This is a genomic window from Oceanisphaera submarina (assembly GCF_046521305.1).
Classification (GTDB): Bacteria; Pseudomonadota; Gammaproteobacteria; order Enterobacterales; family Aeromonadaceae; genus Oceanimonas; species Oceanimonas submarina.
On sequence record NZ_JBKGFN010000006.1, the window covers coordinates 43,109 to 63,174 of the forward strand.

General features: G+C 47.2%; 26 protein-coding genes. 16 read left to right on the plus strand and 10 right to left on the minus strand.

Translation table 11 applies throughout. From position 1 onward, the window contains the following. The first annotated feature begins 441 nt into the window (after positions 1 to 441). The 12 genes from ACLEIV_RS07725 to ACLEIV_RS07780 all read left to right on the plus strand — a co-directional run bounded on the left by ACLEIV_RS07725 (position 442) and on the right by ACLEIV_RS07780 (position 10,259). A complete protein-coding gene (locus ACLEIV_RS07725; protein WP_410456069.1) occupies positions 442 to 1,446 on the plus strand; it encodes a hypothetical protein in 1,005 nt (334 codons plus the stop codon). 151 nt (positions 1,447 to 1,597) lie between these two features. Then, positions 1,598 to 2,491 carry a dihydrodipicolinate synthase family protein gene (locus ACLEIV_RS07730; RefSeq protein ID WP_410456070.1) on the plus strand — a complete coding sequence of 298 codons (894 nt, stop codon included), beginning with the start codon at positions 1,598 to 1,600 and terminating at the stop codon, positions 2,489 to 2,491. A gap of 231 nt (positions 2,492 to 2,722) precedes the next feature. After that, the gene (locus tag ACLEIV_RS07735; RefSeq protein ID WP_410456071.1) at positions 2,723 to 4,492 is read left to right on the plus strand and encodes a P-loop NTPase fold protein; all 1,770 of its coding nucleotides are present in this window, start codon (positions 2,723 to 2,725) and stop codon (positions 4,490 to 4,492) included. Positions 4,493 to 4,605: 113 nt separating this feature from the next. Next, positions 4,606 to 5,199 carry a hypothetical protein gene (locus ACLEIV_RS07740; protein ID WP_410456072.1) on the plus strand — a complete coding sequence of 198 codons (594 nt, stop codon included), beginning with the start codon at positions 4,606 to 4,608 and terminating at the stop codon, positions 5,197 to 5,199. A 173-nt stretch (positions 5,200 to 5,372) separates the two neighbouring features. After that, positions 5,373 to 6,014, plus strand: coding sequence for a LysE family translocator (locus ACLEIV_RS07745; protein WP_410456073.1), 642 nt, complete (start codon positions 5,373 to 5,375; stop codon positions 6,012 to 6,014). 319 nt (positions 6,015 to 6,333) lie between these two features. Then, complete coding sequence (locus ACLEIV_RS07750; RefSeq protein WP_410456074.1) at positions 6,334 to 7,005, plus strand: YoaK family protein; 672 nt, start codon at positions 6,334 to 6,336, stop codon at positions 7,003 to 7,005. A 67-nt stretch (positions 7,006 to 7,072) separates the two neighbouring features. Then, positions 7,073 to 7,561, plus strand: a complete 489-nt coding sequence (locus tag ACLEIV_RS07755; protein ID WP_410456075.1) for a 2-thiouracil desulfurase family protein — start codon at positions 7,073 to 7,075, stop codon at positions 7,559 to 7,561. A gap of 137 nt (positions 7,562 to 7,698) precedes the next feature. Beyond that, on the plus strand, positions 7,699 to 8,085 hold the full coding sequence (locus tag ACLEIV_RS07760; RefSeq protein ID WP_410456076.1) for a tautomerase family protein: 387 nt from the start codon (positions 7,699 to 7,701) through the stop codon (positions 8,083 to 8,085). A 77-nt stretch (positions 8,086 to 8,162) separates the two neighbouring features. Further along, positions 8,163 to 8,495 carry a YnfA family protein gene (locus ACLEIV_RS07765; protein ID WP_410456077.1) on the plus strand — a complete coding sequence of 111 codons (333 nt, stop codon included), beginning with the start codon at positions 8,163 to 8,165 and terminating at the stop codon, positions 8,493 to 8,495. A gap of 120 nt (positions 8,496 to 8,615) precedes the next feature. Then, positions 8,616 to 8,978 (plus strand): MliC family protein, encoded by a 363-nt coding sequence (locus ACLEIV_RS07770; RefSeq protein WP_410456078.1) that lies wholly within the window; start codon positions 8,616 to 8,618, stop codon positions 8,976 to 8,978. A gap of 343 nt (positions 8,979 to 9,321) precedes the next feature. Further along, positions 9,322 to 9,786, plus strand: coding sequence for a GNAT family N-acetyltransferase (locus ACLEIV_RS07775; RefSeq protein ID WP_410456079.1), 465 nt, complete (start codon positions 9,322 to 9,324; stop codon positions 9,784 to 9,786). Between the two features lie 65 nt (positions 9,787 to 9,851). Further along, positions 9,852 to 10,259 (plus strand): OsmC family protein, encoded by a 408-nt coding sequence (locus ACLEIV_RS07780; protein ID WP_410456080.1) that lies wholly within the window; start codon positions 9,852 to 9,854, stop codon positions 10,257 to 10,259. Positions 10,260 to 10,435: 176 nt separating this feature from the next. Here ACLEIV_RS07780 and ACLEIV_RS07785 read toward each other — a convergent pair whose 3' ends face one another. Further along, positions 10,436 to 10,660 carry a DUF2798 domain-containing protein gene (locus ACLEIV_RS07785; RefSeq protein WP_410456081.1) on the minus strand — a complete coding sequence of 75 codons (225 nt, stop codon included), beginning with the start codon at positions 10,658 to 10,660 and terminating at the stop codon, positions 10,436 to 10,438. A 33-nt stretch (positions 10,661 to 10,693) separates the two neighbouring features. Further along, a complete protein-coding gene (locus ACLEIV_RS07790) occupies positions 10,694 to 11,185 on the minus strand; it encodes a DUF2938 domain-containing protein (protein ID WP_410456082.1) in 492 nt (163 codons plus the stop codon). A gap of 79 nt (positions 11,186 to 11,264) precedes the next feature. Between ACLEIV_RS07790 and ACLEIV_RS07795 the strand changes: the two genes are divergently transcribed. From ACLEIV_RS07795 to ACLEIV_RS07805, 3 genes are read left to right on the plus strand one after another with little or no spacing between them, the layout of a single operon-like run. Further along, entirely contained in the window at positions 11,265 to 11,723 is a 459-nt protein-coding gene (locus ACLEIV_RS07795) for a helix-turn-helix domain-containing protein (protein WP_410456083.1), read from the plus strand. 10 nt (positions 11,724 to 11,733) lie between these two features. Next, positions 11,734 to 12,015 (plus strand): DUF503 domain-containing protein, encoded by a 282-nt coding sequence (locus ACLEIV_RS07800; RefSeq protein WP_410456084.1) that lies wholly within the window; start codon positions 11,734 to 11,736, stop codon positions 12,013 to 12,015. A 16-nt stretch (positions 12,016 to 12,031) separates the two neighbouring features. Then, the gene (locus ACLEIV_RS07805) at positions 12,032 to 12,679 is read left to right on the plus strand and encodes a DsbA family oxidoreductase (protein ID WP_410456085.1); all 648 of its coding nucleotides are present in this window, start codon (positions 12,032 to 12,034) and stop codon (positions 12,677 to 12,679) included. A gap of 22 nt (positions 12,680 to 12,701) precedes the next feature. Here the strand turns inward: ACLEIV_RS07805 and yegD are convergent, their stop codons facing one another. Further along, a complete protein-coding gene (gene yegD, locus ACLEIV_RS07810; RefSeq protein ID WP_410456199.1) occupies positions 12,702 to 14,075 on the minus strand; it encodes a molecular chaperone in 1,374 nt (457 codons plus the stop codon). 205 nt (positions 14,076 to 14,280) lie between these two features. Between yegD and ACLEIV_RS07815 the strand changes: the two genes are divergently transcribed. Then, a complete protein-coding gene (locus tag ACLEIV_RS07815) occupies positions 14,281 to 14,703 on the plus strand; it encodes a hypothetical protein (protein ID WP_410456086.1) in 423 nt (140 codons plus the stop codon). Positions 14,704 to 14,808: 105 nt separating this feature from the next. On the opposite strand, the gene ACLEIV_RS07820 is transcribed toward ACLEIV_RS07815, so the two are convergent. The 7 genes from ACLEIV_RS07820 to napF all read right to left on the minus strand — a co-directional run bounded on the left by ACLEIV_RS07820 (position 14,809) and on the right by napF (position 20,006). Further along, positions 14,809 to 15,168: a hypothetical protein gene (locus ACLEIV_RS07820; RefSeq protein ID WP_410456087.1), complete on the minus strand. Its 360-nt coding sequence runs from the start codon at positions 15,166 to 15,168 to the stop codon at positions 14,809 to 14,811. Between the two features lie 187 nt (positions 15,169 to 15,355). Further along, positions 15,356 to 15,493 carry a TIGR02808 family protein gene (locus ACLEIV_RS07825; protein WP_410456088.1) on the minus strand — a complete coding sequence of 46 codons (138 nt, stop codon included), beginning with the start codon at positions 15,491 to 15,493 and terminating at the stop codon, positions 15,356 to 15,358. A gap of 32 nt (positions 15,494 to 15,525) precedes the next feature. Continuing rightward, positions 15,526 to 16,101, minus strand: coding sequence for a NapC/NirT family cytochrome c (locus ACLEIV_RS07830; RefSeq protein WP_410456089.1), 576 nt, complete (start codon positions 16,099 to 16,101; stop codon positions 15,526 to 15,528). Between the two features lie 26 nt (positions 16,102 to 16,127). Then, positions 16,128 to 16,610 (minus strand): nitrate reductase cytochrome c-type subunit, encoded by a 483-nt coding sequence (locus tag ACLEIV_RS07835; protein WP_410456090.1) that lies wholly within the window; start codon positions 16,608 to 16,610, stop codon positions 16,128 to 16,130. A 96-nt stretch (positions 16,611 to 16,706) separates the two neighbouring features. Then, on the minus strand, positions 16,707 to 19,199 hold the full coding sequence (gene napA, locus ACLEIV_RS07840; protein ID WP_410456091.1) for a periplasmic nitrate reductase subunit alpha: 2,493 nt from the start codon (positions 19,197 to 19,199) through the stop codon (positions 16,707 to 16,709). Further along, complete coding sequence (locus ACLEIV_RS07845) at positions 19,196 to 19,507, minus strand: chaperone NapD (protein WP_410456092.1); 312 nt, start codon at positions 19,505 to 19,507, stop codon at positions 19,196 to 19,198. The genes napA and ACLEIV_RS07845 overlap by 4 nt, the downstream gene beginning before the upstream one ends. After that, the gene (napF, locus tag ACLEIV_RS07850; RefSeq protein ID WP_410456093.1) at positions 19,494 to 20,006 is read right to left on the minus strand and encodes a ferredoxin-type protein NapF; all 513 of its coding nucleotides are present in this window, start codon (positions 20,004 to 20,006) and stop codon (positions 19,494 to 19,496) included. Before napF ends, ACLEIV_RS07845 begins: the two co-directional genes overlap by 14 nt. Positions 20,007 to 20,066 lie beyond the last annotated feature (60 nt).

Here is a 20,066-nt window from a genome sequence, read left to right on the forward strand (position 1 = left end):
CTCCCCCACCCCAGCGGCCAAAATAGACCCGCTTGAAAACTGTGGGGACAGGACATGGCGACCTGAAACGCTCGGGCGGTAGCGTGGCTGAATATCACCATCACCCCTACCAACCAGGCCATCCAGACGGCCTTTTATATACAGTATATTTGGACTGCGCCTTCGGCTGTGCGCAGAATCATCAAAAGCGGTGCCTGTTTATCATCAACTGAAAAAGTAAAATACCCGTGATTCAGCCAGTTAAAAAACAACCGAAGTTGATACTATGCAACACCAGAACAAATATGAGCATGCGTGTTTTTCTGCAACATGTCTGTCCAGTAAATATCTTAACTAATTGATAAAATAGAACTATTATAACTTTTCCCCAGTGCTGCATATGGGCGTATATATGCATGCGCAGTGTTATAATGTTAGCCTTCCCCTCAACTTATGGTGAAAATGCAAAACCTATATTTATCGCTAAACGGAATTCCAACAGAAGCCCCAGAACAATCGGCGGATCTGTACTTTGTTCGCGACCCTCAAGGGGCTTGGTACCCAAATCAAGGAAGCCGTCTTTACGAAATAGACGCCGCTTGCGTTCGCCTTCATGATGCGTTCGCCAAACGAGTTTTCGGTAGCTTGCATAGCTTTTATAATTTCCTAAGAGTTGCGCCCGAGTTTTTGTCGACGGCAGGGATGAATTCGGAAGCTGCTGTTTCGAAGGATTTATTCAACCAGTTATTGGGGAAATTTCCGCCAGGATTTCCTGTAAATAAAGCGCTTTATCTCTTTGACTGTCGAAAGCTTGTTAGCGGTGTCCAGGAGTGCAGCAAGGAAGTAATGCAGCTTCAAGGAGAGTTTTATCAGGCATTAAATTTAGAGGAACTGTTTTTTCCAAAGATTAAAGAGGACGATGGGGTTAGGTACGTAACCTCACCGGTTGTAACAAAGATATATGCGTTACTTGGGTTTACTTACATCAGAATGAATAGTCTCCTTGACTATGTGACAAAACTCGCCATCGAAATTGATAATTTGAAAACACAGTTTGATTCCTACCCTCGTTTGGCATCAAAGAATTCGCTCTATAGCGACCGCAAAAAAGTTTCGCTAAATAATCAGGCAGGTACTCTGTTTGAGAAATGCTCACTTCTTACAGAAGTTGAAACCGTTCGAAACCACTTAATACATAACGGTCTTATGGATGATATGCCCAAGGTATATCGGGTAATATCAAATGGTGAGTGCGTAGAAAAATTTCTTCTCTTTCCTGACCAAGATGAGGAGGGGCGCTTTGATTCATTCAAAAATCGGAATTTGTTCTACGGTAACGAAAATAAGATCAACCTTCGTCTACCAAGTGTTACAGTAGAGTTTCAGGAGCGGCTGCTATTTACTCTAGAGCTGCTAGTCGAAAAAGTAAATAATATTGAGTGCGGGACAGGTGCAAAAGAAGGCTAACAAGCGCATGTTGTCGGACTGGTTTTCCGCTACGCTCCAAACCAGCCGCAAATGCGGGCGTTAGCCATCACTTTCACATTCTGGGCTCGATGCGCTCGTCCTTGTTGACGGCGTTATATATTTACCTTTCAACCATATCGGAGTATCTAGTATGTTTTCAGGCTTGAGTGCATTCCCTCTAACCCCGATGAATGAGCGTGGTTTGGATGAGGGGGCGTTTGTTCGGTTAATTGAGCGACTCGTCACTGCCAGCGTTGATTCTATCGGCGTGTTAGGCTCCACCGGAAATTATGCTTATCTTACCAAGACAGAGCGTGCGCGTGTGTTAAAGCTGGCGGTAGAGCATGCTGGCAACATTCCTGTGATTGCAGGTATTGCTGCACTGCGTACACGCGATGTACTTACGCTAGCTGAAAATGCAGAAGCAGCCGGTGTTTCTGGAGTATTGATGGCACCAATGTCATATCAGAAACTGCTCCCAGAAGAAGTGTTCGGACTTTATGAAACAGTAACGCGGGCACTTTCGCTACCGCTTTGTGTTTACGATAATCCCGGTACGACACAGTTTGTGTTCAGTGATGAGCTTCATGCCCGGATAGCGCACCTTCCACACGTTGCATCCATCAAGATCCCCGCCGTGTCAGGTGATCCTGTTGAGGCAAGATTAAGAATTGAGCGGCTTCGCGCACATATCCCTGCGCATATCACTATTGGTATCAGCGGAGATGGCAGTGCCGCGCACGGCTTAAATGCTGGCTGTGATGCATGGTATTCAGTGATCGGAGGCGTATTTCCCAGCACTGCACTTGAGATCACTCGCGCAGCACAAGCTGGGAACACGCAAGAAGCACTACGTTTGTCGCAGCGATTGCAACCGCTGTGGGAGTTGTTCGCTGAGTATGGTGGCAGCTTGCGTGTTATTGCGTCTGCGGCGGAATTGCGGGGACTGGTCGAACAGCCTTGTTTACCACTGCCACTCAACGCATTGAGTGGTGAGGGCCGTTCGCGACTCAAGATATTAATTGATGAACTAAATTTATCTTGAAGACCATAAGACTCTACAGCTGCAGGGATAGTGGCAGAATATTTTCGCAAGATTAACAGTTCACGTATGTGGCTAAGTCATGCGCCTGATGTCAAAAGTTCCGTCCCAAGGGCAATAACCATACGAACAAATGACTAACAAGGCCAATCACAAACGCCAGCAAGCTGGCTGGACTCGCTACGCTCGCCTGTGTTGGCGGCGTTAACTAGCACGGTCAATATCGAGGTTACTGTGAAGCAAGCCGATCAAATAATAGAGCTATTGCAAGACACTTCATTTCCGCAGGTTGTATTGCTTGATGGCGCATGGGGAAGCGGTAAAACCCATTTTATAAAGCACCATTTAAAATCAAAGATTGAAGAACAATTTCGTCAAAAAATTTATTTTTTTTCTCTTTATGGTATTTCTAGTATTGATGACTTTAGAGATAAAATCATCTCATTATCATTAACTGACAAAGAAGAAGCCTCTGTATTTGCAAAATATTTTTCTAAAGCCATTGATGGTGCAGCAATAAACTTCGGGGAAAGAGGAGTTGGTGCTGTGTTAAGCGGAGCTGCAGGGGCATACAAATATAAATTGTATGGTGAACTTGATGATTGTGTATTAATCCTAGATGACTTGGAACGAGTTGCTGATGAAAAGCTAATTAAGAATATTTTAGGTGAGAGTTTAAGCCTAGCAGAGTCGAAAAATATAAAAGTAGTTGTTGTTGCAAATGAAGATAAACTTAACTGTAAAAATGATATTGAAAAAGTATTTGCAGATAAATATAAATTTAACTTTACACATGAGGAAGTCGCTTCAATCCTTAAAGAAGAATATACAACTCTTAGTGACCAATTAGCTAACGAACTTCTTCTAAACATTACATCTATAGACTCGAAAAACATTAGAGTCCTAAAAAGAGCTCTATCAAAATTTACTCGTATTCAACAAGAAGTATCTCAAATAGAAAATGTTGTTCTTGATCAAGCACTATCAAGAATTTTAGGGGATATAGTAAGAATTTGCTGTGCAAAGTTTGAGCACTCTTTTTCTAAAGAAAAAATCATTGACGCTATCGATTCAAGAGTTATTCGTCAAATGAAGAAAAATAAAGGAAAAGAAGACAATGAAGAAACTAGTGATTATGAAAAATTGGATGCAATATTTGCTGGTAGCTTCTATGGCTCGAATGAAAAGTTAATAAATTACTGCTGTTATGGGCTTTATGAATTCACAAATTTAAAAGTAGAACTAAATTTGCCAATAAAGCAGACACTCCTTGATGCCATGAAGTCTCCTTGGGTGCAAAATCAATTACCTGAAAGTGAGTTTCAAGAAGGAGTGTTATTACTAGAAAAATTCATATCATCAGAAACTGATGTAGATATTTATGAATGGTTCAGTATTTGTGATACATATATCTATATGCTTACTAACAAAGTTATCGACTCAAAACAGTACACGAAAACTAGTTTGTTAGAATTATGTGGGGACGTTGATGTTAATAGGTTTAAGATCACAACTGCAGAAGATGAGTTTGAGTATAGGTATCGAATTAACTTTTATGATGACGAAGTAAGTAAAAAATTCTACTTGAAGAAAGCTGATCTAGATGCTCTAAAAACAGATAATAAAAATTCGGAATTCTCTCAAAACTTTCAATTATCGTGGGCTAATGTAAAGGATGATGTTTACCAAAATTTGATGCATACACCTATTTTTCACAATCTGAGTGTAGAGACAGTAGAAGCAGCTCTTCGTTCTTGGTCTAATGAAGATGTTTTTCAGTTCGTTAGATTCGTCAAGGAGAGGTATCGTTTCAATAACATTGAAGATTTTTTTAAATCAGAATTAGAAGCTTTAAAAACAGTATATTTAATGGTTGATAATTTACAAAAAGAGTTAGGTGTAGGGCTAAAAGTTGCTAGTTTAGTTGAGCTTCATGATAGCTTACTTGAAGCACACTCTAGAATGGAAAAACATATATCTGCGAAAGAGAAAAGTGCTAGTTAACAAGTTGCTTAAACGGACAAAAAACAGCTGGCTTTTGCTCGTTCCTCGCTAATTTTAGCCAGCTATTTTATTGCCGCTTAGCAAGGCGTTAACTGTATAAATTCGGAGCACTGATGGAAGCTGGAAATTGGATCTCATTATTCATGGCATTGATAGCGACAGCTTCTGCCACAATCACTTACGTTGTTTACAGGTCGGCAACTGATCCAGAAGTAATTGTTTATGCAGATGTGGATAGGAAGAGGCCATCGATTGTTAATCTTATTATTAAAAATATTGGCAAAGGCCCTGCACTAGATATTTCATTTCACCCAAGCAAGCCTTTACCTGCTGAGGCGTTCAGCATAGAGGTGCCCAAAGACATGCCAAAGCCAATGGTTTCTGGGCCCATTGTCACTGGTGTTCCTTATCTGGCTCCTGGCCAAGAGCTGGTCTTAACTTGGGGGCAATTTGGTGGCCTTAAAAAGTATATGGGTGATTCAAGTATCACCGTAACTTCAAGATGCTGCCGCCAAAGAACGCTCAGGCCTCGCCCTTCCTATATTGAGTCCATAAGCAAATTGGATATTACTCAGTTTGAGCGCTCGGACGTCAGTGATCACAATTGGGGGGCTAAGTTGGTGAAAACTTTGGAGGCTACCAACAAAGAATTAAGTGCAATCAAAGATAATCTTAAAAGCAGTAGTGGTAGTGGTAGCTACAGTTAACAAACCGCAGCAATCGCTCCCGTTGGTCGCTGGGACAGCCAAAGCTCCGCACCTTTTGGGCATAGCTGCGCTATTTTATGCTCAAAAGGCAAAAGGCAAAAGGCAAAAGGCGCTCCACTTTGTCTGCCCCTGTGCGGGGCGTTATACGTTTATTTAAAATATCGAGGTGATGTATGGGAATAGAATTAATGTCTTATCTTCCTGAAATAATTTTAGTGAGTGTTATTGCCGTTTTTATGTCCATAAGTCCGGGCGCAGACTTTGTTATGGTTACTAGAAATAGTATTTTTCATAACCGTAAGGCTGGTCTGTATTCGGCACTGGGAGTGAGTTTAGCCATTTGGGTTCATGTGGCCTATTCGATCGCTGGACTGGCTATAGTTATATCAAACTCCGTCGTGTTGTTTTCGATCATTAAGTATTTTGGTGCCGCATATTTAATTTATATTGGTTGGAAAACCTTGAGATCGGGAACAGACATTGATATATCTGAAACGAAAGATAAAAAAACACTTTCAAATTTTTCGGCTTTCAAAGTAGGATTTATAACCAATGTTTTAAATCCAAAAACAACACTGTTTTTCTTGAGTATTTTCACGCAAGTTGTTAACCCTGAGACTCCGATTATTTTACAGCTTATCTACGGTGCAATTATCTCACTTGCACACCTTGTATGGTTTAGTTCTGTAGCTGTTTTTTTAACTCACCCGGCATTATTAAAACGTTTTAACGACTATAAAACTACGATTGAAAGGATGGTCGGAGCTGTGTTAATTGGTTTTGGTTTGAAGGTGGCATCTACTAGCAACAGCTAACAAAGAAATTAAAAGTCGCCCACAAAAAACGTGGGCTGAACTCGCTAACGCTTGCCTTTTATTGCAAGCGTTATAAAAAGGAATTTGGTGATATTTTAAAGGATTGCAGTCTATTCTGGGTTAATTACAACAATCTGGATCTTCGTTGGTGTTTATGCAGCGAGTAGATTTCTGGCTAAGTGTCTTTTCGTGAGTGTTGGCGTAATTGTAAACTAACAAGACTCTAAAAAATAACAGTCGGTCTTTTCTTCTTCGCCGCCTATTTTAACCAATAATTATCAGCCCCTTAGTGGGACATTAACTGCTAACGAGGAAAGCCGTGATTAGACAATTTCCACGATGGGTAGAAATAGGAGGTTTCTGGCTAGCCTTGATAGCCGGTTCTGTAAACGCAATCGGTGTGTTGGGTTTCAAGCACCAAGCTGTTTCTCATTTAACTGGCACATCTACCTTGGCTAGCCTTGCAGTCGTCAATCTGGATATCACCGAAACAGGCCATCTTTTACTCATTATCTTGTGCTTTGTGCTCGGTGCTGCGCTTAGCGGGGCCATTATTGATAATGCAGTTCTACACTTGGGCCGCAGGTATAGTGTTGCCCTTGTCATTGAGGCCGCATTCCTGCTGCTTGCCATGGGCGTACTAAGCCATGGCTCTAACACCGGCCATTACCTTGCATCAGCTGCTTGCGGCCTGCAAAACGGTATGGTCAGCACATACAGCGGTGCTATCGTCAGAACCACTCATGTATCTGGTATGTTTACTGATCTTGGCACCATGCTTGGGGCACGTCTTCGTGGACACAAATTAGATACCCGCAAAGTCCTGCTCTTTGTCTTACTTATTACAGGTTTTATTCTGGGTGGCTGTATAGGTGCCATCGGCTTTCAATATCTCCAATTTACCGCTTTAGCCCTGCCGGCCTTTGGGGCGTTCGCATTAGCAATGGTGTACTGGGTTTACAGATACTGGGGCAATGGCATTAACCGCTAACCATTCATTCAAGACAGCCCCCTGCTGGGAGAGATGTTAACTATTTTTCGCACTTAAGGAGATATAAGTGGAAAAAGTACTAGTCAGTTCTTGCTTGGTTGGTAACAAAGTTCGATATAATGCCAGTTGTTTATCCGTACCGACGCCGGATTTGGACTGGCTCATTTCAAATGTAGAACTAGTGGTTTTCTGTCCGGAAGTATTTTCTGGTTTACCAACGCCAAGAGCTCCGGCTGAAATTATAAAAGGAAATGGCATTAACGTGATCCAGGGCCTTGCCCAAGTAATAGGAAACGATGGCATCAATGTCACTGAGCAGTTTCTTGCCGGAGCACAACAAGCATTAAAAATATGCCAAGAACACGAAATAAAATATGCAGTACTCGCCGAAAATAGTCCATCATGTGGTAGTTCAAAAATTTACGACGGTACTTTTAGCGGAATAAATGTGGATGGTTCAGGGGTAACAGCCTCACTCTTAGAGCGTGAAGGTATTAAAGTTTTCAGCCAGCATACAATAGCAAGCCTTAAGGAGAAACTGACACTACATGGTTAGCAAAGCCTCAAGAATGTATTTGGCACGTGTGACATGTTAAATTCGCCTTGGGTTCTATCTTCAAGGTATCTTTCGGAATCTTTTGTATTGATCACCGCCCCCCTAAACGCGACATCATACGTAACCAAGGAATCGAGATGATCGTTATTTTTGGAATTAAAGAAAATCTCAACCCTATAAAGGCGCAACTTTCCGATGTTATTCATAGCTGCATGGAATCAGTTTTAAGTATACCAGAAGATAAACGGGCACATCGCTTTGTACCAATGAACAAAGAGGACTTCTATTATCCTGGCGGTCGTAGTGACGCTTACACCGTCATTGAAATAAATATGATGATTGGCCGTAAAATTGAAATCCAGAAAAATTTAATTAAATTACTTTTCAAAGAAATAGAGAATAAACTTGCAATTCCTCCGGTAGATATCGAAATTATCATCAAAGAGCAGGCACCGTATCAATGGGGATTTCGTGGTATGACCGGCGATGAAGTTAATGACCTCAAGTATAAAATTAACGTATAAGAGGGCACAGCAAAGCCGCCAAGCTTGCTACATAATTGTGCCAAACGTTATGTGCAACCAAATAGAGGAACCATCTTTTGCCCGAATTGAAAATAGTAGGTCTTTTTTTAATTACTGCCTTAGCAGAAATTATAGGTTGTTACCTGCCTTATCTTTGGCTACGTGAAGGAAAATCGGTTTGGCTACTCGTGCCGGCTGCTATTAGTCTTGCTGTATTTGCTTGGCTACTGTCGCTGCACCCAACAGCGGCAGGCAGGGTTTATGCTGCTTATGGTGGTGTCTATATTTTTATGGCCATTTTGTGGTTGTGGGCTGTAGATGGTATTCGTCCAACAACATGGGACTTTGTAGGTTCTGGCGTGGCACTCTTGGGCATGGCAATTATAATGTTCGCCCCACGCAGCACATAACAAGGCGCAGCCATCTGACTCCGAAAACCTTGTCATTTTTTCTGCATCCGCAGCAAAGCCGCCAAGTTTGCTACACAGTTGTGCCGGGCGTGATACCACATACCAACAATGGAGGCTCATATGAAAGTTCGCGTTCCCTTGATATTCACTTCAATCCTGCTCCTTTCTGCCTGTGCAAGCTCCCCACAGGAGAAAGTGGCCCCCCATACGCCTGTGGCGGCGTCGGCCTTCGTGCATCACTATCGGTGCGAGAGCGGCGAAACGATTTCTACCACCTACTCCTCCACCGGCTCGGCTACGGTCCAATACAAGGGGAGTCACTACAAGATGCAAATCGCAGTTTCCGGCAGTGGGTCACGTTATGTTGGTGGCGGGTTGGAATGGTGGACAAAGGGTTCTGGCCCCGGATCTGAGGGCAGCCTGTTCCATCACATGGCTGATGGCACTTCTGGTAAAAGCATCGAGCGGTGCACAGGATCCTGAGTAGGGTCTCATGGCCGCCAGCAAACCGGTTTTCTGGTTGGCATCGGCATACCGGGTTTTGTTTGCACGCCACAGGTCCCTCGCGGCTGGAGTAAACCGCGAACTCGGCCCAGCCAGTACCAGCCGTAGCAAGCCACTTCACGGAATCAGATATTACGATAGCCGGCGCCGGGGCCAGTACAGGCGTGCTCCCGGGCAGGATGTTTGCCTGCTCACGCAAAAACCGGTTGTGACTGCGAGGCGACTTGTCAGCTTACCGGAGTTGGTTGGATTTCGTTTCGCTCCACTGTATAACCAACCATTTCAGCCCGCTTAACACGGCCTGGTGAGTGGTAAAAATAACATGATAAAAATCAGAAGATATGAAGAAACAGATGCCCATGAGTTGTTGGCACTCTTTTACCACACAGTTCGCAATGTGAACATTAGGGACTATTCCCAAGCACAAGTCGAAGTCTGGGCTCCCGACAATTTGGATATCGATATTTGGAAACGAAAGATGCGTTCTATTTCGCCATTTATCGCCGAGATTGAGGGTGATATTGTTGGTTATATCGACCTTCAAGAAAGCGGATTAATTGACCATTTCTTTTGTCATTACAAATACCAGAGTCAAGGTATTGGCCGCAGTTTAATGGAACACGTCTTTAACATTGGTAAATCAAGGGGCATCACAAGATTCCACTCGGAGGTGAGTATTACAGCTCGCCCTTGTTACGAAAGATTAGGTTTTCAGGTAGTCAAAGAGCAAATAGTTGACATCCGTGGTGAGAAAATGCGGAACTACATAATGGAAAAATTCAGCTAACGAGTTGTTCGTTAGTGATTATCCAGACGTCGGTGTAATAAAAATATATAACCAAGTGAGAAATCATGAGTATCAATGTAAAATGGAACGGTGACTTGCGATTTAAAGTAACAACAGAGAGTGGTTTCGACTTTAATGTCGACTCCATGAATAAAAAGGCACCGTGTCCGACCGAAATTCTGTTATCAGCATTAGGCTCATGTAGTGCAACCGACGCGGTGTTGATACTTCAAGATAAAGGTGTTGAGGTCAAGAGTTTAGAAAATAATGTCACCTTTACCTTAACGGACAGCGAACCTGGGTTATATAAATCAGCCAACCTTCATTTTGTTGTTGAAGGCGACCGGGTTACAAAATCCGGTGTGTTATCAGCGGCTCAAGAAGCCGTTGCAAAACATTGTCATGTTTGTCTTATGCTAAGCCCCACCATAGAAATAACTTGTTCTGCAGAAGTTCGTGAGATTTGCATTTAACGAATCATTCAAACGTGATTCGGTACGCGTGGCATTCTAGTTTACGTTGCGTCTGGTGTTTAAAACGAAATACCGCAGCTTTTGTATGGTGTGCCTCACGGCTTGAGGCGGTGTTGGACCGCCGCCTGTCTGATTTGCGGCGGTCATGGAAGTCCGTAAAAAAACCAGCTTCGGCGTTAAGCAGTCAGTCGTCCAACTATTCGTCGTACCCATGGGGCTACAATCGCAACCGTAGGAAAGGCGATTGGCCAGGTCGTTATACAGCTTTTGACCCACTGTACAGCAAACCCGGAGTGAATCCCTTGTGAGATGGCAAGAACGAAGGCGGATACGATGCTGACCATGATGGCCGAGAGCAGACCGCTGAATAGGATTGGGGCAAAGCGAGCCGGAATACGCATTTTATTCTCCTGTGTATGGTTGCAAGCTGAGTTTTATATTGAGTAAAAGAGTTGTATTGCCCTGCCTGATGCATACAGGCCGAGACCAAAGACTGCATGTGTAATAAGACTCTGCAGTCTGGCAGAGGCCGGGTGTTGTGTTCTGGAGGCGGCAATGCCTGCCCCCATACCTGGCTGCATTAGCAAGAAGGGGGCGGCAACGGTGCCGATACCAACCGCGAGTGCAGGACTAATCGTTGGGTTGTGCACCCAGGACTCGCCCCAGATACCAATTAACAAGGCAGCGAAGCCAATACCTGTCAGGTAGTGGGCTGTCCACCCTATGATGTGTTCTCCGCGTATGGAAGAAGATATCGCAATAGAGTCATGGCGAAATTGCCCGTGTGTCATGTGAGCTAGCCAGCGTCCTACCATCCCATAATTTGGGAGTGGGATACCGAGCAGTGGTTTTCGCACTATTCCCCACAGGTCCATCACGGCAGTCGCTCCAATACCGGTGAATAATATAAAAAGTAGATTGCTCATCGTTACCTCCCTTGCTTGTTTTGATTTTGAACCAGTGCTAGCTTACAACCTCAAGTCAACTTGAGGTCAAGGGGTGTTTATGGATATCGCTGAAGTAGCCAAACGTTCTGGTGTGCCGGCCTCCAAGTTACGTTTCTATGAAGAAAAAGGGCTAATCAACTCTGTTGGCAGGCAGGGGCTGCGGCGGCTTTTCAACAACGACATATTGGAACGGCTGGCGTTGATTGCACTCGGGCGTGCAGCGGGGTTTTCACTGGATGAAATTGCCCGCATGCTCGGGTCTAAGGGAAACCCGGATATCGACAGAGACTTGCTGGTGAGTAAGGCAGATGAACTGGACAGGACCATTCAAAAACTGATCGCGATGCGCGATGGTCTGCGACATGCCGCCGTTTGTTCTGCGCCAAATCATATGGAATGTCCGAAATTTCGTCGTCTGCTCGGGTTAGCGGCACATGGCGCGATCAGTAGTGACGGCACGGGAAAGCTGCCAAAAAAGCGGAGCTCTAACAAGGCATTGCGCCGGACAAGCCGGTAAGAAGAACGACATGCATATCGCTATTCTGACCATGACTTTTTCTCTGCCGGGATCTGGCTCTCTGAAAGAAAAACGCCGGCGTATGGGCGGCATGCACGAACGGTTCGGGCGCAACCCGGCGGTGGCGGTCTGTGAGAGTGGAGAACACAACAAGCATGATGCCGGCGAATGGTCGTTTGTAGTGGCGGCGGCCTCGAGACGCGAGATCGAATCCCTGTGCAGCCAGATAGAAGACAAGATACAACGCACCGTAGAAGGACGCGTGATCAAGGTAACCCGCGAGCTCCTCTAATCAAACAGGATCCACTATGAACAAGATACAGATAGATATCGTTTCCGATATCGCCTGCCCCTGGTGTGCTATCGGTTATGCCCGACTGGAGCGGGCCATGGCGCAGCTGGCACCAGCGTATGAATTCAGGATCCAGTGGCATGCCTTTGAATTGAACCCCGACCACACAGGTCAAGGTGAGCCCATCTTGCCGGCTCTGGCCAAAAAGTACGGCCGAAGCGAGCAAGAAATGCGGGAAAATCAGAGTAACATGCTGACGATTGCCACCGAGCTTGGCCTCAACTTCGAAAAAATTCAGGAGCGACTGACCTGCAATACCTTCGATGCCCACCGTTTGGTGAAGTGGGCAGGAGAACAAGGCCAGCAGACCGCCATGAAACAAGCCCTGTTCGACGCGTATTTTGGCAAGGCGATGGATGTCTCCGATCACACTGTGCTATTAGGTTGCGTTACAGCACTGGGGCTGGACCCAGTAAAAGCCAAACGGATACTGGACTCGGATCAGTACACTGCAATGGTGCGAGAAGAGGAAGCCACTTACCAGCAGGCAGGCGTGACTTCCGTGCCGGCATTCATTATCAACAGCAAGTACCTCATTTCTGGCGCTCAAGAGCCCGATGCCCTGGTGCAGGTACTGCAGGAGATTGGCGCCGGAGCTGCTTGAACTTACCTGACAGCGGCATGGCTTAACGCTGCCCGCCGGGCCCATAAATCTTGTTCGCCCAGCGGGTCAGGCCGGCGGTGACGCTGCCGAAATGGTCACCGATAACGATGGGCGTATGCTGAAACTGCTGCTGCAAGAATTGATTCAGTACCGGTGATTTGGCGGTGCCGCCGGTAACAAATACCACATCCGGCTGACAATTGGCCTGAGTAATGGCATCGGTCATGAGCGCGGCGATGGCACTCAGTTCACGGTGGCAGGCCCTGGCAAAACCGTCTCTGTCCAGAGTTATGGTCAAGCCCTTATCTATATCGGACAAGTCGATCAGCTGCTCGGTACAGTCCGTCAGGGCAATTTTGCTTTGCTCTGCGGCATTTACCACACGATAGCTGAGTTTGTTTTTTTGCACCGTTAACAGGCGAGACAACAGCTCTGGCTGTTCTGCATCACGGACAAGCTGTTCCAGAAACCGGCCATTGGCGGCACTGTAAAATTCGGTTTGATTATGAATATTGTTAATGGAGACTGCCTGAGAGTAACTATTGGCTGGCACCGGTTTGCCGGTTTTCAACATGCTGTCCAGGCCAAAGCCGGGCATAATACCTTTTAACGCGAAGGTAATGTCAAAATCATTACCACCAACACGCTCGCCACTGTGGCTTAACAAGTCACCGCTTCTGTCTTGTGAGGCCGCCTGCCCGGGGCCCATCAGCAGCATGGAGCAATCGGTGGTACCACCGCCGATATCGACTACCAGCACCCTGGTTTCTTTAGTCAGGCTGGCTTCATATTCAAAGCCTGCGGCAACGGGCTCGAATTGAAATTCAACATCCTTGAAGCCGACGCGCTTTGCGGCATTGGTCAATATCTCCAATGCTTGCCGATTGCTTTCTTCGCCACGCAACCCCTGAAAGTTGACCGGGCGTCCGATTACCGTTTGGCTGATATTTTTGCCAAGCGCCGCTTCGGTGAGCCTTTTTACATTGCTCATCATGGCCGCAACAATGTCTTCAAACAATTCGACTTGCTGGGGCATCAGACCACTGGCACCCAAAAATGATTTAGGTGACTTTATGTAGTAACCTTCATCGGGCTCTTGCAGGTAATTATTCAACGCCTGCTGGCCAAATGACAATTCGGTTGGGTAACCATCCAATGCCAGCTCTTTTAACTCCAGCTGCCCTTTTTGCAGTTGTCTTTGCCGCTGTAGCTGAAAGTTTTTTTGTTCTGCCAATGGCAAGTGTTTATGCAACCAGTTGACAATGACATCTCGACTCGGAGCATACAAGGTTGACGATATATATCGGCCATGATCACCCAGGGTTAAAATTTTCGGGTCATTTTCTTCCATAACGCCGACAGCACAATTTGATGTGCCGTAGTCAAATCCGATCATCTTGACATCCAAAAGCAAAAAGGCCGCGCATAATACAGATACTTTTGATTCAAGGCAAGAAATTTCAGTTTTTATGGTAACAGTATTATCTCGAAAGAATTGGCTTTTTATTATTTCCCTCTTGATATCAAACAGAAAACCGGCAACATCGCCCTTTATGCTTCCTTTAGGTCCACACACAACTCCAACAGGAGAACACCTATAAATGTATAAAGTATTACCGCTGTTTTTTTTGGCTGCACTGACTGGATGCACAAACTCTGTGAGTGATGAGGCTAAATACCTGTACCCTGACAGAGCGGATGATTACAGCACAATACAGCTGTTTGACCTGGCCAGGGAATTTGTGATCAACAAAGATTACCGGTGTGAGCCGTCATCTGTTGCCAGCTACTTGCAGTGTACCAAATACACTCGACAGTGGGATCTTCACACCACTAAAGTCATCATGAAGATAGTTCGGGATCATGATGACGGGAGCAGTATCTTAATCTTCGCCTCCCGGTGGGATGAGGGATTGATTCCCGGCGAGTTTATATCCAACACGTTTCACAGCGAAGATCTCGCTGAGCTGTGTCGGTTTTTTGAAGGAAAAGGCATTGCGACCTGCAAAAACAGCTCGTCATAACCGGCTGTTCTCGGCTCGGTCGACCGAAACAAGCCATCAACCAGGCACCAAACCAAAAAAAGCAGGAAGGTCACCCTCCCCGCTTCTGGTCATGGCAAGCCGCCGTTATCTGGTTTCGTAATCGACGCTGAATTCAATAATCTCGTTATGTTCCAACTCGATATCGATTTCAATACTCTCCTGTTCTTTGACGAACACCAGCTCTACGTCATCGGCATCTGATCGGTCCCGGCGGAGTTCAAAGCCCATTCTGGTATAAAAGGCTTTCGCCTCTTCACTGAGCTCGACCAGGCTGCTGCCTGACACATCGGCTTCCAGCTCAAAGCCGCCACGTCGTTTTTGCTCGGCTTCAATAACCTTGGCGTTTTCCGGCACAAAAATAATATCGGGAACGGGGTCTTGAGCAGCATGTGCTGTGATTGAAAAAACGGCGGTGGTAAGCACTAACATGATGTTGGTTTTCATGGTTTCTCCGGTTTTGTTTGAGCCTGAGGTTCATGCAGGAGGAAGGCTTTTCGCCTTCCATCTGATATTACCCCATTCCCTGCCCTGTTGCGTTAAGTGACGGGCCCACACCAGGTCTGCAGCCAACAAAAGCGGAAAGGTCGCCTTCCCCCGCGTTTTTGCTTGCAGCCGGTTATCTCAGGCAATATTAATCAATTTGCTTGTCTTTACTTACAGACAGGATGCCAATGCACACGGCAGCAACGGCAATAAACCCTGCCAATATAATGAAGGGTATCGCGGCGTAGCCGAGTATATGCCACATTACGTATTCTAAAGTCCCCATTCGCTTCCCCTCTTGTTTCCGGTTCCCGGTGTTTATTGCCAGCCAGCAACATCTCTCATGTCCGGCAGTTTATGGGCAATCCCCTTATGGCAGTCCACACAGGTTTTATCACCGGCTGCCAGAGCGGTGGAGTGTTGCCTTACGGCACGCGGGCCCTGCTCCGAGAAGTCCATATAATCGAATTGATGACAGTTACGGCACTCTTGCGAGTTGTTTTCCTTCATCCGTTGCCACTCGCGATGCGCCAGATGCCCACGACGTTCCTTGAACTTTTCGTCCGTATCTATGGTACCAATAAAGTGAAAGGCCAATTCTTTGGATGCCTGCACCTTGCGCACTATCTTGTCGGTCCAGTTATGGGGAACGTGGCAGTCCGAACAGATGGCCCGTACCCCCGAGCGGTTAGAGTAGTGAATGGTTTCACGGATCTCTTTCACGATGGGAGCATGACACCCGGAGCAGAACTGCTCCGTATTGGTGGCTTCCATTCCGGTGTTGAATGCCCCCCAGAACAGCAAACCACCGATAAACCCCATCAGCAAGACAACCCCTGCCGCCGCCTTGCTGGGGGTGGATAAACGCTTCCAGAATCTTTTTAATAATTTCATGGCTCTCGCTCTCAAGTCGCGTTTTATTACCGCAATGAATCGACGCTCTGAAAGATGTTATCAACCAGAGGTTTTGCGTCTGCTTGTGGCACGTGACATTGCAAGCAGAAGTAGCGACGCGGCGATACATCCGACAGTACCTGTTCCTGACGATTCACATAGTGAGTGACGCTGATTTTGGTGGCGCCCATTTCCTTGGCGTTTTTCCAGCTATGACAGGAAAGACACTTGTTGGCGTTTAAGGACACTTCATAGTTACGGATGGTATGAGGCACCAGGGGTGGCTGATACACATAGTTACTGTCTAATTGGTGATCTTTGGGGAAGCGCTTGAAGTCGTCCGCAGGGCGAGTGGTTTCAATTTCGCTCATGCCACGTAAAGAGCCCACCCCACCGATGCCGCCCGGATTGCCGGCAGCCTGGGTGTAGATATCGTTTGCATCTTCTGCTTGTACTGCACCGCACAGCAGCGCACTTGTCGCGACCAATGCCATGATGATTTTTTTCATAACCTGCTCCGATTCTTTTGTGATCACCCAATACCACAGTCATGCATTGGGTGATGGTCGGTTTAGCTGCTTGAGCTATCCCACTTTGAGATAACGTTACACGCTCGCGACCCTGGTTATCTTCACCGGACATTTTTTGTAGTCAGTCTGTTTGGAGAGCGGATCGGTGGCATCCAGAATCAACTTGTTGACCAGAATGCGCGCATCAAAGAAGGGGACGAAGACCAGGCCTTGCGGCGGGCGGTTACGACCACGGGTTTCAACACGGGCACGCACTTCACCGCGCGGTGACTGAATGAGCACTTCATCACCACGGCGCAGGTTGCGTGCCTGGGCATCATCCGGGTGGATATAGCAATGGGCATCCGGTATCGCCTTGTAAAGCTCGGGCACCCGGCGGGTCATGGTGCCGGTATGCCAGTGTTCCAGCACCCGGCCCGTACATAACCACAAGTCGTATTCATCATTGGGCACTTCTGGTGGTGCTTCATAAGGCGCCGAAATGATCAGGGCCTTGCCATCGGGCTGACCGTAGAAGTCCCGGCCTTCACGTTTGGCATAGGGGTCGTATTCGGGGTTGAAACGCCACAGGGTTTCCTTGCCATCCACCACCGGCCATCGCAAACCACGTACCTTATGATAAACATCGTAGGGGGCCAGGTCGTGGCCGTGGCCGCGACCAAACTCGGCATATTCTTCAAACAGGCCTTTTTGTACGTAGAAACCGGCATCCCCGGCATCGTCGTTCAGTTCCTGTGCTTCGGACAGCGGGTATTTATCCACCTTGCCGTTGCGGAACAGGATGTCATACAGGGTCTTGCCACTAAGCTCCGGCGCCTTGGCCATCAAGGCTTCATCCCACACTTCTTCTATTTTGAAGCGCTTGGCGAATTCCATGATTTGCCAGAGATCGGATCTTGCTCCTTCCACCGGCGACACCTGCTGGTACCACACCTGGGTGCGGCGCTCGGCATTACCATAGGCCCCCTCTTTTTCTACCCACATGGCGGTGGGCAGGATCAAATCCGCGGCCTGGGCGGTTACGGTTGGGTAGGGATCTGAACACACAATGAAGTTGTCTGGGTTGCGGTAACCCGGCAGGCGTTCTTCGTTGATGTTGGGACCCGCTTGCATGTTGTTGTTACACATGACCCAGTAGGCATTCAGTACGCCGTCTTTGAGCATGCGGTCTTGCTGCACCGCATGAAAGCCCGGTTTTGGCGGTATGGTGCCCTCCGGTAGTTTCCAGATTTTTTCTGCAATTTTACGGTGTTCGGGGTTGGCGACCAGCAAGTCCGCAGGCAGGCGATGTGAGAAGGTACCCACTTCACGGGCCGTACCACAAGCCGACGGCTGACCCGTTAACGAGAAGGGGCTGTTACCCGGCTCCGAGATTTTACCGGTGAGCAGGTGCAGGTTGTACACCAGGCTTTGCATCCAGACGCCACGGGTATGCTGGTTCATGCCCATGGTCCACAACGACATGACCTTGGTGTCGGGATCCGCGTATTGTTTGGCCAGCGCAATCAGGTCTTCCGCCAGCACCCCGGACATTTCGGCCGCTTTTTCTACCGTGTAGGGCGCGACCGAGGCTTTATATTCCTCAAACGAAATGTCGGCCATATCGCCCGAGTTGGGGTTCTTCGCTTTAACTTGTAAGGGGTCATCATCACGCAGGCCATAACCAATGTCGGTCTGCGCTTGCTTGAAATGGGTGTGCTTATCAACAAAATCCCAGTTAACCGCATCGTTTTCAATGATGTAGTTGGCAATAAAGTTGGCAATGGCCAGGTCTGACTGCGGGTGAAAGATCATGCCGCGGTCTGCCAGCTCAAAGCTGCGGTGATAATAGGTTGAAAGCACGTTCACTTTTACATGAGAGTAACTCAAGCGACGATCGGTGATGCGAGTCCAGAGTACCGGGTGCATTTCGGCCATGTTGGAGCCCCACAGCACGAAGGCGTCGGCATGCTCGAAGTCGTCATAACAGCCCATGGGCTCATCGATGCCAAAGGTACGCATAAAGCCAACCACGGCAGAAGCCATGCAATGACGGGCGTTGGGATCCAGGTTGTTGGAACGGAAACCCGCCTTCATCAATTTGGAGGCCGCGTACCCCTCCATTACGGTCCACTGGCCCGAGCCAAACATGCCCACACTGGTGGGGCCTTTTTCTTTGAGGGCTTTTTTGAACTTCTCCGCCATCACATCAAACGCCTGCTCCCATGATACCGGGGCGAAGTCGCCGTCTTTATCAAACCGGCCATTCTTCATGCGCAGCAGTGGCGTGGTTAAACGGTCTTTTCCGTACATAATTTTCGACAGAAAATACCCTTTAATGCAGTTCAGCCCCTTGTTGACGGGCGCTTCGGGGTCGCCCTGGGTGGCAACGACGCGGCCTTTCTGAGTGCCGACCAATACCGAACACCCAGTGCCACAAAAGCGACAAGGTGCCTTGTCCCATTTAATGGCGGTTTCATCCGAGCTGACGATCAGGTTGGTGGCAGAAACGGGGAGACTGATCCCGGCCACTGCCGCGGCAGAAGCGGCTGCATTTGCTTTTACAAACGCACGTCTGGTCATTTTCATACATCGCCCTCAAGCTTCGAATCCAAAATTCCATTATTCGAGACAGTGATGTCATCATCGAGATCATTCTCGATTTGATGAAACACCAATGCGGTACTTAATACATGATCGAGTTGGTTTATCGCATCTATAGTGTCGGTGATATAACCCTGGTTTCGGGTTTCTATCACCACCACCAGCTTTCCTGTTTCGCTTTCACCATAAATTTCCGCGCCGGCAAAGGACTCTATCTGTAGTTTGATGGTGCTCAAGTGTCGGGGCACCACGTGCACAACCAGACTTGAGATATGAACTTCATTCAGTGACATTCGCGTCCCCTAACAACGTATTCCTGATGGTGATGGCCGAGGCTGGACACACCGACACACAAGCACCACAGCCAGTGCAACCGGCTATGTTTATTTGGGGTTGGGCCACCGCCCCCACTGCCAGTTTGAAGCTAATGGCAAAGGGTTCGCAGCTGTCACCACAGCTCCGACAATCAATGTTCTGTTTAGCCAGGCAGCTTGCTTCAATCACCGCCCGGGCGTGCCAGGCCGGTTCGGCTTTTGGCAGAAATAACGGTTCTGGGCAGGCCTCGGCACATTGATAACAAAAGGTACATTCGCCGTGCTCAAAATCAACACGGGGAAAGCCGCCGTCGGAGGGGCGGATGATCCCGGTAGGGCATTGCTTTATACAGGCACCACATTGGGTACATAAGTCGGTAAATTGCGCTTCTTTAATCCATGGCAGCGCGGGTTTATCTGTGATCTTTCGATGAATAAACAATTGGCGTCTTGAAAGATTAATCGGAGCATGCGACATACCCAGCCACCCTGTCGAAATTGGTAGATTGAACATTATAAAATAGTTGAAAACGACGCC